The organism is Microbacterium lacus, assembly GCF_002812805.1.
GTDB lineage: Bacteria > Actinomycetota > Actinomycetes > Actinomycetales > Microbacteriaceae > Microbacterium > Microbacterium lacus_A.
On sequence record NZ_NMUM01000023.1, the window covers coordinates 103,418 to 117,543 of the forward strand.

At 67.8% G+C, this 14,126-nt stretch carries 14 protein-coding genes and 1 other RNA gene; 10 read left to right on the forward strand and 5 right to left on the reverse strand.

What is annotated here, in order from left to right:
* Nucleotides 1-50: 50 nt before the first annotated feature.
* Entirely contained in the window at nucleotides 51-527 is a 477-nt protein-coding gene (gene smpB, locus CGU34_RS08280; RefSeq protein ID WP_036294512.1) for an SsrA-binding protein SmpB, read from the forward strand.
* A gap of 9 nt (nucleotides 528-536) precedes the next feature.
* Here smpB and CGU34_RS08285 read toward each other — a convergent pair whose 3' ends face one another.
* From CGU34_RS08285 to CGU34_RS08305, 5 genes are all read right to left on the reverse strand, one after another.
* The gene (locus tag CGU34_RS08285) at nucleotides 537-1,997 is read right to left on the reverse strand and encodes an MFS transporter (RefSeq protein WP_036294509.1); all 1,461 of its coding nucleotides are present in this window, start codon (nucleotides 1,995-1,997) and stop codon (nucleotides 537-539) included.
* 25 nt (nucleotides 1,998-2,022) lie between these two features.
* Entirely contained in the window at nucleotides 2,023-3,378 is a 1,356-nt protein-coding gene (locus tag CGU34_RS08290) for a M20/M25/M40 family metallo-hydrolase (protein ID WP_036294505.1), read from the reverse strand.
* 176 nt (nucleotides 3,379-3,554) lie between these two features.
* A complete protein-coding gene (locus CGU34_RS08295; protein ID WP_036294502.1) occupies nucleotides 3,555-4,205 on the reverse strand; it encodes an SIMPL domain-containing protein in 651 nt (216 codons plus the stop codon).
* Between the two features lie 312 nt (nucleotides 4,206-4,517).
* The gene (locus tag CGU34_RS08300; RefSeq protein ID WP_157811259.1) at nucleotides 4,518-5,873 is read right to left on the reverse strand and encodes an HNH endonuclease signature motif containing protein; all 1,356 of its coding nucleotides are present in this window, start codon (nucleotides 5,871-5,873) and stop codon (nucleotides 4,518-4,520) included.
* Nucleotides 5,874-6,025: 152 nt separating this feature from the next.
* On the reverse strand, nucleotides 6,026-6,652 hold the full coding sequence (locus CGU34_RS08305; RefSeq protein WP_051514267.1) for a hypothetical protein: 627 nt from the start codon (nucleotides 6,650-6,652) through the stop codon (nucleotides 6,026-6,028).
* 230 nt (nucleotides 6,653-6,882) lie between these two features.
* On the opposite strand from CGU34_RS08305, the gene CGU34_RS08310 reads away from it, so the two are divergent.
* From CGU34_RS08310 to CGU34_RS08350, 9 genes are all read left to right on the forward strand, one after another.
* Entirely contained in the window at nucleotides 6,883-7,704 is an 822-nt protein-coding gene (locus CGU34_RS08310; protein WP_100813946.1) for a DUF4397 domain-containing protein, read from the forward strand.
* Between the two features lie 34 nt (nucleotides 7,705-7,738).
* A complete protein-coding gene (locus tag CGU34_RS08315; RefSeq protein WP_100813823.1) occupies nucleotides 7,739-8,371 on the forward strand; it encodes a class F sortase in 633 nt (210 codons plus the stop codon).
* The gene (locus tag CGU34_RS08320; protein ID WP_332870611.1) at nucleotides 8,368-8,976 is read left to right on the forward strand and encodes an RNA polymerase sigma factor; all 609 of its coding nucleotides are present in this window, start codon (nucleotides 8,368-8,370) and stop codon (nucleotides 8,974-8,976) included. The genes CGU34_RS08315 and CGU34_RS08320 overlap by 4 nt, the downstream gene beginning before the upstream one ends.
* On the forward strand, nucleotides 8,963-9,727 hold the full coding sequence (locus tag CGU34_RS08325; protein WP_100813824.1) for an anti-sigma factor: 765 nt from the start codon (nucleotides 8,963-8,965) through the stop codon (nucleotides 9,725-9,727). The genes CGU34_RS08320 and CGU34_RS08325 overlap by 14 nt, the downstream gene beginning before the upstream one ends.
* Nucleotides 9,728-9,839: 112 nt before the next feature.
* Nucleotides 9,840-10,209, forward strand: a transfer-messenger RNA (tmRNA) gene (gene ssrA / locus CGU34_RS08330).
* A 171-nt stretch (nucleotides 10,210-10,380) separates the two neighbouring features.
* Nucleotides 10,381-10,647 (forward strand): hypothetical protein, encoded by a 267-nt coding sequence (locus CGU34_RS08335; protein WP_100813825.1) that lies wholly within the window; start codon nucleotides 10,381-10,383, stop codon nucleotides 10,645-10,647.
* Between the two features lie 22 nt (nucleotides 10,648-10,669).
* Complete coding sequence (locus tag CGU34_RS08340; protein ID WP_100813826.1) at nucleotides 10,670-11,218, forward strand: hypothetical protein; 549 nt, start codon at nucleotides 10,670-10,672, stop codon at nucleotides 11,216-11,218.
* Nucleotides 11,219-11,467: 249 nt separating this feature from the next.
* Nucleotides 11,468-12,445, forward strand: a complete 978-nt coding sequence (locus CGU34_RS08345; RefSeq protein ID WP_100813827.1) for a zinc-binding dehydrogenase — start codon at nucleotides 11,468-11,470, stop codon at nucleotides 12,443-12,445.
* A gap of 151 nt (nucleotides 12,446-12,596) precedes the next feature.
* Nucleotides 12,597-14,114, forward strand: coding sequence for an SPFH domain-containing protein (locus CGU34_RS08350; RefSeq protein WP_100813828.1), 1,518 nt, complete (start codon nucleotides 12,597-12,599; stop codon nucleotides 14,112-14,114).
* The last annotated feature ends 12 nt before the right edge of the window (nucleotides 14,115-14,126 follow it).

A 14,126-nucleotide genomic window follows, 5' to 3' on the forward strand; every position in this document is an offset into this window, starting at 1 on the left:
CGCCCGGGCGGCACAGCAACGTCGGTTCAGCAACGTCAGCGGGGAACATCATGGTCAAGGAACGCGGGGAGAAGGTCGTCGCGACCAATCGTCGCGCGCGCCATGAGTACTCGATCGAGAAGACGTACGAGGCCGGGCTCGTGCTCACGGGCACCGAGGTCAAGTCGCTGCGGATGGGTCGCGCCAACCTCTCGGACGGTTACGCCTACATCGACGGCAACGAGGCCTGGCTGGATGCCGTGCACATCCCCGAGTATTCGCAGGGGCACTGGACGAACCACGCCACCAAACGCGTTCGCAAGCTGCTGTTGCACCGCGACGAGATCGTCAAGCTCTCGCACGCCGTCTCGGCCGGCGGTTACACGCTGGTTCCGCTGAAGCTGTACTTCTCGGACGGGCGTGCCAAGGTCGAGATCGCCGTCGCGAAGGGTAAGCGCGAGTTCGACAAGCGCCAGACCCTGCGCGAGCGTCAGGACAAGCGCGAGGCCGAGCGCGCCATGCGCACGAAGAACCGCCTCGGCGACTGAGGGTTTCTCTCACCGGATGACGGGCTGCGCCTCGGCGTCGACGTCGGTGCGGTCGGTGAAGGCCTGCTTGGGCACGAAGGCCAGCAGGATCGCCGCAGCGAGGGCCGTCGCGCCGCAGACCACCCAGACGGTGATGTAGCCCGCGAATGACCCGGCCGTGCTGTCGACCGCCGCGCCCGTGGCGCCCTGAATGAGCGCGATTCCGAAGACGCAGGATGCGATCGCCCCACCGACGGTCTTGACCGAGTTGGTCAGGCCGGTCGCGACGCCCGTCTGGGTGCGAGGGGCAGCGGATGCGGCGGCCGCGGGGAGAGCTGCGACCAACGCGCCCGACCCGAAGCCAACGATGACCATGTTGGTCAGCACCTGCACGTAGGTGTCGTGGAATGGCAGGAACATGAGGAATCCGATGCCCACCAGGACGGACGCCCCCATCAGCGTGATGCGGGGCGTGATCCTGCGCGCCACGGGTGCGAAGAGCAGGGCGCCCACGATCATGCCGATCAGGTACACCCCGATCAGCAGAGATGTCGCGAATCCGGCCGTCCCGAGCCCGTAACCGTAGACGTCGGGATCGGTGCGCGCGAAGGTCGACAGTGGCGCCTGAGCTCCGAGCACGCTCACGCCGAACAGTCCGGCGGTCAGGAACACGGGACCGAGCGCGGGTGAACGGAACATGCGCACGTCGATCAGCGGGTCGTCGTGGCGCAGCTCCCACATCGCGAAGGGGATGACGAGCAGGATGCCGAGGACCACGAGCGTCCACGACAGCACATCCGCCACGCCGTTCAGCCGTAGGAAGCTGAGCCCGCCGGTGAAGGCGATGAGCGCGAACGAGATCAGCACGAGGCCGACCGTGTCGAACCGTCCGCCGACGGGCTCGGGCGACTCCTTGACGCCGAACAGGATGACGAAGAAGCAGAGTACGACGGCCACCGCGGGGATGAGCAGCACCACGGTGAGAGGAAGCGTGTCGATCAGCGCGCCACCGACGAGTGCCCCCGAGATCGCGCCCGCTTGGAGCGCCGCCACGAGCAGGCCCGCGGCCCGCGCGGTCAGCGAGGCTCGCCCCGGCATCGACCGCGAGCGCGACCAGATCAGGGCGATCTGCAGCGGAAGCCACACGACGTAGAAACCCTGCAGCGCCCAGGCCGCGAGGAAGATCGCGAACGAGTCGGTGAAGGGTAGGACGAGGGATGCCGCGGCCGTCACGGCGGTCGACACCAGAAGCATCCGCTTGTGTCCGACCATGTCGCCGAGCTTTGCCATCGCCGGCACGACCAGCGCCGAGAGCATGAGCTGCGACCCCTCGAGCCAGTTGACGTCGGCGTCGTTGATGTCGAGGTTGCGTGCGATGTCGGTGAGCATCGGGGTGTAGTACCCCTGCAGGATGCCGCTCGTGAACTCCACGAACGCGAGAAATCCGACCACGCTGGCGAGGGCGCCCAGGGCTCCGGCACGAGGGTTCATCGGTGCTCTCTCTGTTCGGGTGCGATCACTGTAGCCGCTGCAGAAGCGTGCGGTGGAACAGTTCACCGCGCTCCAGCTCGGCGATCTCGACCCGCTCATCGACGCCATGGATCGATGCGCGTTGAGTGGATGACATCGCCAGCGGCGCGAAGCGGTAGACGGCGGGGGCGAAGCGATGGAAGTGGCGCGAGTCGGTGGCGGCCATCATCACGTAGGGCACGGTGCGAGCCGCGGGGTGCGAAGCGGCGACCGCCTCGGTGATGAGGGCGAACTGCGCATTGTCGGTGGGGGACTCGGGCGAGGGTTCGCTGCCCTCGACGACTTCGACCGTGACGAGCGGGTCGTGGATGCGGCGGCGAACGCGGCGCACGGTCGCGGCGACGGTGGAGCCGAGCGCGATGCGCAGGTTGAGGGTGACGGATGCCTGTGAGGGCAGCACGTTCGCGGCGGTTCCGCCCTCTTGCATCGTCGCGGCGACGGTTGTGCGGACAAGCGCCGCCGGCTCGCCGCCGAGCGCGGCGAAGACCTGCGCCGTGAGGGGTTTCGCCGTGGCGAGAACCCGCAGCAGGGTCCGCGCGGGTTGGGGTGTGCCGTCGGCGAAGAGTCCCAGCATCCGGGCGATTGCGCGTGGGGTGCGGGCCGGGAACGTGCGGGGTGTGAGCCGGTCGACGGCGCGGGCGACCCGGCCGACGGCTGTCAGGGTTGGGGGAGCGGATGCATGGCCCCCGTCGCCGCGTGCCGTCAGGCGGAGGGTTGCGATGCCTTTCTCGCCGACGCCGACCATCGCGGCCGTGCCCGCGACGAAGGGCAGGGGTGCGTCGACGACGGCGCCGCCCTCGTCGAGGACCAGCCATGGCACGATGCCGCGATCGCGAAGGGCTTTTGCGATCGTTTTTGCCGCATCGCCGAAGGTCTCTTCGTTGCCGCCGAGCGAGAGGTAGACGTCGCGGGCCGGGGTGAACCCCGTCGCGAGCAGGTTCTCGACGGCTTCGAGGGTGACGATCAGCGGCCCTTTGTCGTCGAGCGTGCCGCGGCCGTAGACCGAGCCATCCGATATTCGCCCTTCGAACGGTGGGTAGGTCCAGGCGTCGGTGGGGTCGACGGGGACGACGTCGTAGTGCGCCATGAGCACGACGGGGTGCTTCGGGTCGCTCGTAGGTATGCCGGGCCAGCGGAAGAGCAGGCCGAAGTCGGTGATGCGCTCGAGCTCGAGGTGGTCGTGGATGAGGGGGTAGAGCTCGGCGAGCAGGACGACGAATTCTTCGAAGGCTTGGGGACCGTGCTGGTCGAGCTCCGCGCTGACGGTCTCGAGCTGGATCATGCGGCTGAGGCGTTCGGCGATGCCGGGCCGGGCGGTGACGGGCTCGGACGTGTCGCTCATGCTTGACACCCTAGCCACGGGTCGGGGAATTGGTGGGGCTCAGCCGCGGGCCGTCCGCACGACGGATGCCCGACACGCCGTGCCGGGGTGCGTGGGACGGCGTGTCACGGTTCTGGTCGTGCGGATCGTACGGCCGCGTGGAGACGGTTCGCGGGTGGATGGATCGGGTGAGCGGGTCAGCGCGCGGCGAACCGTGCCTCGACGCCGGCGGTGACCGTGATGTCCTGGGGTTGGAAGTCGAGTCCGGGCGACGCATCCGTTGCCATGGCGCGCATCATGCGGGGGCCGGGGTCGGCCTCGGGGCGTCCGAGCAGGCCGATGTCGGCGATTTCGAGCGGGGTGACGGAGGCGTGGCCGATGGCGTTGGCGTAGGCGCCGGCGCGAGAGACAGCGGTCTGAACGGCGTGGGCGGCGACCTCGGCCTCGACGGCGCGGCGGGTTGCGGATGTCAGTTGCCACGTGACTCCGCCGACCTGGACGCCCTCACGTTCGGCGACGGCGGATACCCACCACGACAGGGCGGCGAAGTCGGTGAAGGTGGCGACGACCTCGACGCTCGCGTGGTGGATGAGGGGGAGTTGCTTTCCCTCGTTGTTCCAGGGGCGTTCGGCCCAGACGCTCGCGCGCTGGCTCGACCATTCACTCACCTCGCCGGATGCTTGGCGTGCGGCGAGCTCTTCACGTAGCGGTGCGGCGATCGCGGCGATGCGTTCGACGACGGGGCCGCGCTCGGGTCCGTCGCAGCGGACGCTGAGGTGGACGACCCCCTCTTCGGGGGCGATTCGGGTTTCGTGTTCGCCGCGGACGGTGATGATGACGTCGCTCATGCCTGCGACTCTAGGCGTTCGCGCTGGGTGGATGGCGTGCGGATGTGTGCGGATCGCGCGTCGGCGGAGGGCGCGCCTTCAGCATGCGATCGAGCTGTCACAGAACGTTCGATCTGGGACTCGGATGCAGCAGTTCGTGACAGTTCGGCGGGTTTGGCTCGGTCGTTGAGCGAGGAGCGCAGCGACGAGTCGAAACGTGTGTGCGGGCGCGGGGTTGTCGTTTCGTATCACGGAGACCCGCACTGAGCGAGCGAGGCGAGTCGAAGTGTCGCTCAACGACCGGGGCGTCCCGTGCGCCAGGCATGGTGGTGCCTAGAAGGGTGGCGGGGGGCCTGTGGGGGTGAAGCGGACGCGGGAGGGTGGGTGGTCGATGTAGATCTGGCCGGTGGGGCTGGTCCATTCGAGGACCCCGCCGCCGAGGTTTCGGACCTGCCAGGGGGTGGCGTGTTTGAGGGTGTGGTGGCGGCGGCAGAGGTGGTGGAGGTTGTGGGCGCAGGTGGTTCCGCCGTGGGCCCAATCCTTGCCGTGGTCGATGTCGCAGCGGTGGACGGGTTGGCGGCATCCGGGGAATCGGCAGTGTTCGTCGCGGGCGCGGAGGAAGCGTTTGAGGTCGGCGTTGGGGGTGTAGCGGTCGACGGCGAGGATGCCGCCCGTGATGGGGTCGCTGAGGACTCGGTCCCAGCCCGAGGTCATGCCGGCGAGGTGGCGGGCGGTGTCGATGTCGATGGGGGCGCGGCCGACGAGTTCGGCCGGGTCGTCGCTCAGCCCGGCGAGGGAGAGGGCGGGGACGGTGACGTGCACGATCGCGCGGATGGCGCCGAGTCCGCCGAACCCGAGCGAGGGGTCGGCCGCGGTGGTGGGGTCGTCTTGTGGGGCGCTGGTGAGCAGCATGTCGGCGACGATGTCGGCGCGGAGCTGGTCGATCGTGCGCGGGTCAGGGACTGACTGCGGCTCGTCCGCGGTCTCGTTTGCAGCCACGGCGGCGGGCCCGAAGGACGCACCGGGCTGGGCGGCGGCGTTGCGGACGGCTCGGGCTTGTTGCGTCAGCCTGTCGTAGATGCCGTGGACGAGGGTGGCGGGGCCGACGTAGGTGAGTTCGCCCATTCCGTCCGCGCGGTCGGTGACGGTGACGGCGCGGTCGGCGCGGGCATCGCGGTGTCGTTCGGTGACGGTGCGGGGCTGGAACCGCTCCGCGAGAGCCTCGACCGCGGGGCGCAAGCGAGACGGCGAGAGGTTCTCGGCGCGAGCGACCGCTTCGGTAGCGAAAGTGATGCGGGCTTCGGCGTCCTGGATCGGGGTTCCGGCGTCGACGATGACGCGGGCGTGGCCGACGAAGATCCGCCCGGCTTCGAGGGCTTCGAGTACCGGCGTGAAATCCTCGGCGAGCACGACGGCGTCGTTGATCTGCCGTTGCACCGTGCGGTCGGATGCGCGGACCGCAAGCGCGAGCTCGGCCGCGATGGAGCGGAGGTGCATCTCCCGCTCCCGCGAATCTGAACGCAACACCGCCGAACGAGATGCCGCAAGCTCACCCGCCCCCGCGAGCAGTCGAACCTCCGCCGCGTGCACCTGTGCGGCCTGCTTGCGCAACGCCACGATTCCCTCGACTAGACCGAGGACGGGGGCGTCGTCGAGCGCCTCCCCAACCACGGTCTGATTCGAACTCATGTTCGATACTCTACGGACGGTCTCCGACATCCAAAGCCCGAAAAACCCCGCCATTTCGGCCCAAAACGGGACTTCAGGATGAGAATTCTCTCACGTTCTCCCGGCCGGAGAAGAGGCCAAGAAATATCCCCGCACCAGGGTCGAGACCGCCGCTACGGCGTGAAACCGGGAGGGGCAGTGATCGAACCGAGCTCCGATTTGGTGCTCGCGTACCGTACCTGTCCGTCCACGAAGAGGTAGGTCGTGCCGTAGCCCTCAGCGTCAACGATCGGCATCATCTGGGCATCGTCGGCGGTGATGTAGATACCTTCCGCGGCGTCCTCGCGGCGCCAGCCGCCTTCGAGGATCAGGTCTGAGATCGTCGCCTCGGCGTCGGCGACCGGCGCCCATCCGAGCCACGTGAAGTTGTCGGTCGCGACGCTGTGGTCTTCCATCCACTGACACAGGATGCCGTCGGTGACCGGCTCGCCGGCGATCAGCCAGGTCTGGTCTCGAACTTGACCGGTCCAGCCGGCCGCTTGGTATCGCGCCAGCGCGTCGGGCGACATCGTGTTGTCACAGGTCAGCTCGATCGACGGCGCGGCGGGCGCGGCGTCGGATCCGGCTGAGGTGGACGGCGAGGCGGATCCGGCACCAGGCTCGGTGCTCGAGTCAGACGCGCTCGGGTTCGCCCCAGACACACTCGGGTCCGACGATCCGGCGGCGGTACAGCCCGCCAGCAAGACGGCGGCGGCAATACCCGCGCCGACCAAGAAAGTCCGGACGGTACGTCGATACATGGCTCATCCCCATTCGCCTGGGCGCGTCAGCGCCTGGTCCCCCCGCGCCGCGGGCTCCCCGGCCCCCAGCGCGTCGCTTCCGACAATAGGACAGCCGCCCCACACCTCGCACGCACGCCCGCAACACGAGACGAAAAAGAAATCTCGACCACCTGCATCCGCGAACCGGTCCCAAACGGAACAACTCTTCAGACGGCGCGAAGAGCTCGCGCCCCGTGAAGGAGGACAACGTGCGCAAGACAATTGCTGCCGGCATTGCTGTCGGTGTCGTCGCCGCCGTGGGATTCATCACCCCCGCGAGCGCGATCTCGTCAACCACCGCCGACCTTTCGGTGCTGCATGCCGTACCCGACACTCCCGTCGACGTCTACGTCAACGGTGACCTGACGCTCGACGACTTCCAGCCCGGTGACCTCGCCGGCCCGCTCGATCTGCCCGCCGGTGACTACGAAGTCGCCATCACGGCACCGGATGCTGCGGATGCCAGCGCCCCCGTCATCGGTCCCATCACCCTGACCCTTGCCGCGAACACCAGCTACACCGCCGTGGCGCACCTGGACGAGGCCGGCGCACCTACGGCGACCCTGTTCACCAACGACATCAGCACCACCGCCGCGGGCGAGGGTCGTCTGACGGTTCGTCACGTCGCCGCGGCCCCGGCCGTCGACATCCTCGCCGGCGGCACGCCCGTCGTCGAAGACCTCACGAACCCGAACGAGGCGACGCTGAACCTGGCCGCCGGTGTGGTCCCCGCCTCTGTGGCGCTGGCCGGCACGACCGACCCCGTGATCGGACCCGCAGACGTCGACGTTCAGGAAGGCGTTCTGACGATCGTCTACGCCTGGGGCAGCGCGGCCGATGAGAACCTCGCCCTCGCGGTGCAGACCATCACCGGCCTGCACTCTTCGCCCGACAGCGTCAACTCGGGCTCGGCCGGACTTGTCGCAGAGAACGGCCCCGCGCCGATCGTCTGGGGCATCGGCATCATCCTGGCCCTCGGCGCGGCGGTCGCGGCCGCCCTGGGCTTCCGGTCAGTCCGCTCGCGCGGCTGACATCCGATAGGGCGAGCAACAGGAGAGCATCACGATGAACCGAGTCCCCCCGCTCATCGTCGCGGTGTTGTTGCTCGCCCTGACGGGATGTTCGCTCGCCCCCGCCCAACTCCCGGACGCGGGGGCGAGCGACGCCCCAACCCCCACTCCCACCCCGGCTCCCACCGCCGTGGTCGACGTACCCCGCACGTCGAGTGCGGTGCCGCCGGTCGTCGATCCCGTGGCGCCGGTGCGGGTGCAGGTGCCGTCGGCATCGATCGACATGTCGATCAGGCCCGTCGGAATCGAGGACGGCGGCTTCATGGAGCTGCCGCCCGAGCCGACCGTTGCCGGCTGGTACCGCTTCGGCGCCTACCCCGCCGAGGGCGCCGGCAACACCGTTCTCGCGGCTCATGTCGACTCGCGCGTCTATGGAATCGGTCCGCTGTCCAACCTCCGAAACCTCGCGGCAGGCACCGAAGTGCAGGTCGAAAGCGAAGACGGCGGGATGACGCGTTACGCCGTCGAAAGCGTCACCTACTATCCGCGGTCGCAGCTGCCGACCGAGCAGCTCTTCGTTCGCGACGGTGCCCCCGCCCTCGTGCTGATCACGTGCGGCGGCAGTTTTGATGCGGCCACGCGCTCGTACAGCGATAACGTGGTCGCCATCGCCCGGCCGATCGCATGACCGGGCGAACGACCCGCGGCGCCGCGCGTCACATCCGAAAGGTCAACGGCATGGATGCCGATCCTGAACAGTCACTCGACGCGAGATTTCGCGCGGGAGATGAGCGCTCGCTCGAAGAGGTGTACCGGCGCTGGTCGCCGGTCGTTTACACACTCGCTCTCCGCTCGCTCGCGGACACCTCGGATGCCGAGGACGTCACCCAAAAGACCTTCGTCGCCGCCTGGACCGGACGCGAATCCTACGATCCCGCAAAGGCCGCCCTGGCAACGTGGATCATCACGATCGCAAAGCGCCGCATCGCCGACACGCACGAGGCTCGCGCCCGGGTCAGGCGCTTGCAGGAGCAGCTGGAACGGGTGACACATCCGGATCACCTGGTGGCCGCGCCATCCGTCGACCTGGCCGAAACTCTGCTCGTGGCGCAGGAGATCGAACGACTGGAACCGGATGCTCGGGCCGTCGTGCGACTCGCCTTCTTCGACGACCTCACCCACCAACAGATCTCAGCCAGACTCGATATGCCTGTAGGTACCGTGAAGAGCCACATCCGCCGAAGTCTGACCCGAATGCGCACCAGATTGGAGGCCGTCGATGTCGCACCGTGACCCGAACAATGAGTCGCACCTCGACCCTCACCTTGACCCCGAACAGCTCGCGCTGTTGGCGATGGGCGAACCGGTGGCTTCGGATGCGGATGAGGACCACATCGCGGCGTGTCCGGACTGCCAGCACGAACTCGGCGAGCTGCGCCACGCAGCCCTTGTCGGGCGATCGGCGATCGACGCCGGCGAGATGCTGACCCCGCCCGAGCGGGTGTGGGACGCGATCCGCGACGAGGTCGGTCTGTCGGCGCCGGATGCTGAGCCGGGCTTAGCCGCCCCTCGCACCGGACCGGCGCACGCCGCACCCCGACGGCGTCGTGGCGGACTGGCCACGGCCTGGGTGCTGGCGGCGTCGCTGGTCGTTGTCGCCGGTGTGGCTGTCGGCGGCTGGGCGATCGGGCAGCGCACGGCCGTGGTCGAGGTGGCCGCGGCATCCCTCGACGCATTCCCCGACCACCCGGGAGCCGTGGGTGCCGCCGTGCTGGAAGAGACGCCCGACGGCACGCGGATGGTGCGGGTCGAGCTCGAGGCAGATCGGGCGCCGGATTCGTACCGCGAGGTCTGGCTGATCACGAAAGATGCGTCGGCGCTGGTGAGTCTCGGAGTGCTCGATGGCACCGAGGGCACCTTCACGGTGCCGGCCGAGATCGATGTGTCGCAATATGTGCTGGTCGATGTGTCGAACGAGCCCGACGACGGCCAGCCCGGCCACTCCGGTGATTCGATCGTGCGCGGGGAGCTCGGTTTCCTCTAGACCGGGGACGGCCCGGAGGCTGTAAACTAGGGGAGTCCGGTTTTGGTGTGAGCCGAATCGGATGTGGTAATTAAACAGCGTGCGACAACGGCCCCTTCGCAAGAAGGACCATGGGGATGATCGGTTTCGACATCGCCTGCGAACCTGCGAGAAGCGGGCCGAGGATGCAGGGTTATCTCGTTAACGATCTCTGCAAAACCATAAGTGCCGAAACCAAGCGCACTGACTTCGCCCTCGCTGCCTAAGCGAGCCCGATAGTCCGTCAGACCGTGTGTGATCCCGACACGGACCCTGGCGTCATTTAGGGATCTTGCTGTGTGACGGCGCCTGAACGTCACGCGGGACTTTTCTCAGGCTGGGCTCGTCTACCTAGATGCTTGTGGCAAAGGTAGGAGCCGAGCAGAACGTCAGCACAAGCTACGCCCGTAGAAGGCGCAGAATCACAGTGATGGACGGGGGTTCGATTCCCCCCATCTCCACATTGGTCGTTGTCGCACGTTGGGGGGCCCGGCCTCCGCGCGCTTTATGCTCGCGGGGGCCGGGCCCCTTTTTTGTTTGGTCCGGCTCCGCTGTCACAGATCGACCTTCGCGAGCCAATACAGCGTCGATTTGAGACAGCCGAAGCACCCGACCGTCCTCATTGGAGGCCCGCCATGCCCGACCCGCGCCGCAAGCTCATCTCGACCGGCACCCTTTCGCTCGCGCCGGCCGACGCACCCGAGAAGTGGGCGGTCCGTGCGTCGGAGGATGCGCCCGCCGTTGAGGCGCGCTGGGGCGACTGGGTCCGTCTGGCCAAGCGAATTCTCGACGCTGACGCCCTGTCGCGCGAGCTCGAGGGGCGCGGCGACGCCTGGGATCTGGGTCACGCCGCGGGAGCAGCGGATGCCTCGGGCAGCGATACCCCGAATCCTTTCCGCTGACCAAGCCGGTATCGTCCCGCCTATGCGCATCGTGGTGTCGGGAACCCATGCGAGCGGCAAGAGCACCCTCATTTCAGACTTTGTGCTGAGACATCCGGAGTATGTCGTTCTGCCCGATCCGTTCGAGGGACTCGATGAAGCGGATGACGCGCCGAGCGCGAGTATTTTTGCGGCACAACTGCGCATCGTGGCCCAGCGACTTCATGAATTCGTGCCGGGCGAGAAGGTCATCGCGGAGCGTGGACCGATCGACTTTCTCGCCTACCTTCTGGCGACTGCCGAGCTGTCGGGTGTTCCCCTCAACGATGAGTTGCTCGACCGAGCGGTGCAGATGACGTCTGTGGCCCTGGCAAACGTTGATCTGCTGGTGCTGCTCCCGCTCACGGCGCGCGATGAAATCCACGTGGGCAGTGACGAGCACCTCGCGTTGCGGTCTGGGATGGATGAGGTGCTTCGGGAACTTGTCGACGATCCGGATGTCGTGGGTGAGCCGCCCGTGCTCACGGTCGAGATCGCGGGGGATCCCCATGCTCGGCTTGCGGCGCTGGAGGCGCTGGTGCTGCGGGGGTGAGCCGTGCGGGCTCGGGCTGGTCGGGTCTACATGATCAAAGGCTGCGGATACGCCTGAGTGGTTGACGAGCGCCGCGGCGGGGCCCGGGCGTTTCGTCTCGGCGCTGCGCGCCTCGCTCAACGGGCGGCGGCATCAGGCGGCATATAAGTCGCGGGCATAGCGTTGGCGTTCACGGATCCGGGTGCAGAGCCCCCGGCATCCGGGTCGCATATCCCGCGGCAGCACATCAGCAACACAAGGAGCACCACCATGCGCGCACTCATCCACTCGACCTTCGGCGAAGCCAGCGATGTCCTCGAGGTCGTTGAACGGTTGATTCCCGAGCCCAGCGCGGGTGAGGTGCGGGTGCGCACGGTGCTGTCGCCCATCCACAACCACGACCTGTGGACGATTCGCGGCACCTATGGCTTCAAGCCCGACCTGCCCGCTCTGGCGGGAACCGAGGCGCTCGGCGTCGTCGACTCGGTCGGCGAGGGCGTCGATCAACTGCAGATCGGGCAGCGTGTCGCCACGGGCGGCACCTTCGGTGTGTGGAGCGAGTACTTCGTGGCCAAGGCGTCCGGACTCGTTCCCGTGCCCGACTCGGTGAGCGACGAGACGGCCGCGCAGATGATCTCGATGCCGTTCAGCGCGCTCAGCCTGCTCGAATACCTCGATGTGCAGCCGGGCGAATGGATCGTGCAGAACACCGCCAACGGTTCGGTCGGCAAGCTCGTCGTGCAGTTTGCGGCGGCGCGTGGCGTGAACGTTCTCGGCCTGGTGCGGCGCGATGCGGGCGTCGACGAACTCGGTGCTCTCGGCATCCGGAACATCGTTTCGACCGAGAGCGCGGACTGGCGCGAACGTGTCGCAGAGATCCTGGGCGACGCGGCCCCGCGCGCGGCGGTCGACTCGGTCGGGGGATCGGCGGCCGGCGATCTGCTGTCACTGCTCGGCGAGGGCGGCACGCTCGTGTCGTTCGGAGCGATGGGGTCGGACAAGCTCGAGCTGTCGTCGGGCGACCTCATCTTCAAGCAGGCGACCGTCAAGGGATTCTGGGGCAGCAAGGTGAGCCAGTGGATGGATGCATCGAAGCGTGGCGCGCTCTTCGGCGAGCTCGTTGAGCGCATCGGATCCGGTGAGGTCACCTTGCCCGTGGGTGAGGTGTTCGAATTCACGGATGCTCGGGCCGCTGCGGCCGCGAGCGACCAGCCCGGGCGCGCGGGCAAGATCCTGCTGCGCTTCTGACGCGACGGCTGGTCCCTTCGACAGGCTCAGGGACCGGGGGAGCGGCTCGGCTGCCGTGGGGTGATATCCGAACGAGCGGGAAAGTACCTATACGCATAGGTTGGATATCACGGCGTGCACGCGGCAGGCCTGAATAAGGAGACCCACCTACATGGATCCGTTCCTGCTCATCGCGATCGCCGTCGGCGGCGGAATCGTCTTCGTCGTCCTGATCATCATGTTGATCCTGTTCCGGCACTGGTACCAGGTGCCGCGTGCCGACGAGGCCATCGTCATCGTCGGTAAGAAGGCCCGCGACAGCACCGAGGGCGAAGCCAACAAGATGACCGTGATCAGCGGTCGCGGCGCCCTCGTCAACAAGCTCACGCAGCGCTCCGACAGGGTCTCGTTGCGCTCGCGGCAAATCAAGTTCGAGCCGACCGCGCAGACGATCAACGGTGTCACGATCGACCTCACCGGCGTCGCGCTCGTCAAGATCGGCTCGACTCCCGACCAGGTGCGCCGCGCGGCCGAACGTTTCGCTTCGCAAGACGAGGCCATCGTCATCTTCACCACGGAGCAGCTCGAGGGTGCCCTGCGCGGTGTCGTCGCGAAGCTCACGGTCGAGCAGGTCATGCAGGACCGCCAGAAGCTCAGCGACGAGATCGCCGAGGGCATCTCGGGCGACCTGCTCGCGCAGGGCCTGGTGCTCGACTCGTTCGCGATTCAGGGCATCACCGACAAGAACAACTACATCTCGGCGCTCGGTGCGGTCGAGGTGCAGCGCGTGCGCCGTCAGGCGGACGTCGCCGAGATCGACGCCCAGCGCGAGGTCAAGAAGCGTCAGCTAGCCGCAGACGAGGCGAACCTGATCGAGCAGACCGCGCTCGACAAGAACAAGGCTGCCGCTCTCTCGGAGGTCGGTCGCGCCAACGCGCTCGCCGAGCAATCCGAGAACCTGGCGCGTGCCGAGGCCGAGCAGGGCGTCCTCTTGCAGGAGGCCAACAACACACAGGCTCGCCTCGACGCCGAGGTCAAGAAGGTCGCCGATGCCGACAAGTACAAGCAGCAGACGGATGCCGAAGCCCAGGCTTACCAGCAGCAGACCGCCGCTGACGCCGAGGCCTACAAGCGCCAGAAGAACGCCGAGGCCGAGCGCAAGGTCGCCCAGGAACGCGCGGATGCCGAGGCATACGCCGTGAACGCGCAGGCCCAGGCCCGCGAGGCAGCAGCATCCGCCGAAGCCGCCGCGGTTCGCGTGCAGGCCGAAGCCGACGCGCTCGCCGTGCGCGTTCAGGCCGAAGCCGAGTCCGAGTCGATTCGCCTGCGCGGTACCGCGACGGCCGAGGCCATCGCTGCGGAGGCCGAAGCGCTCCGTGAGAACCAAGACGCGATCCTCGCAAAGGAGATCATCGGGCAGCTGCCGCAACTCATGGCCGAGTTCGCCAAGGGTTACCAGAAGGTCGGCAACATCACGCTGATCGGTGGCGACACCGCCGGGACCCACATGGCGCGCGAGCAGTCGACGAGTCTGTCGGCGACCTTCGAGAGCGTGAAGGCCGCGACCGGTCTCGACCTGAGCGCGATCATTCAGGGACAGGCGCTCGGGCGAGGCATCGCGGAGGGCTCGGCGGCCGCGGCAGCCGCTCCCGCGACCGTCACCTCGGGATCCGACTCCGCCGGGGCCTGATCGCCGGGCGGA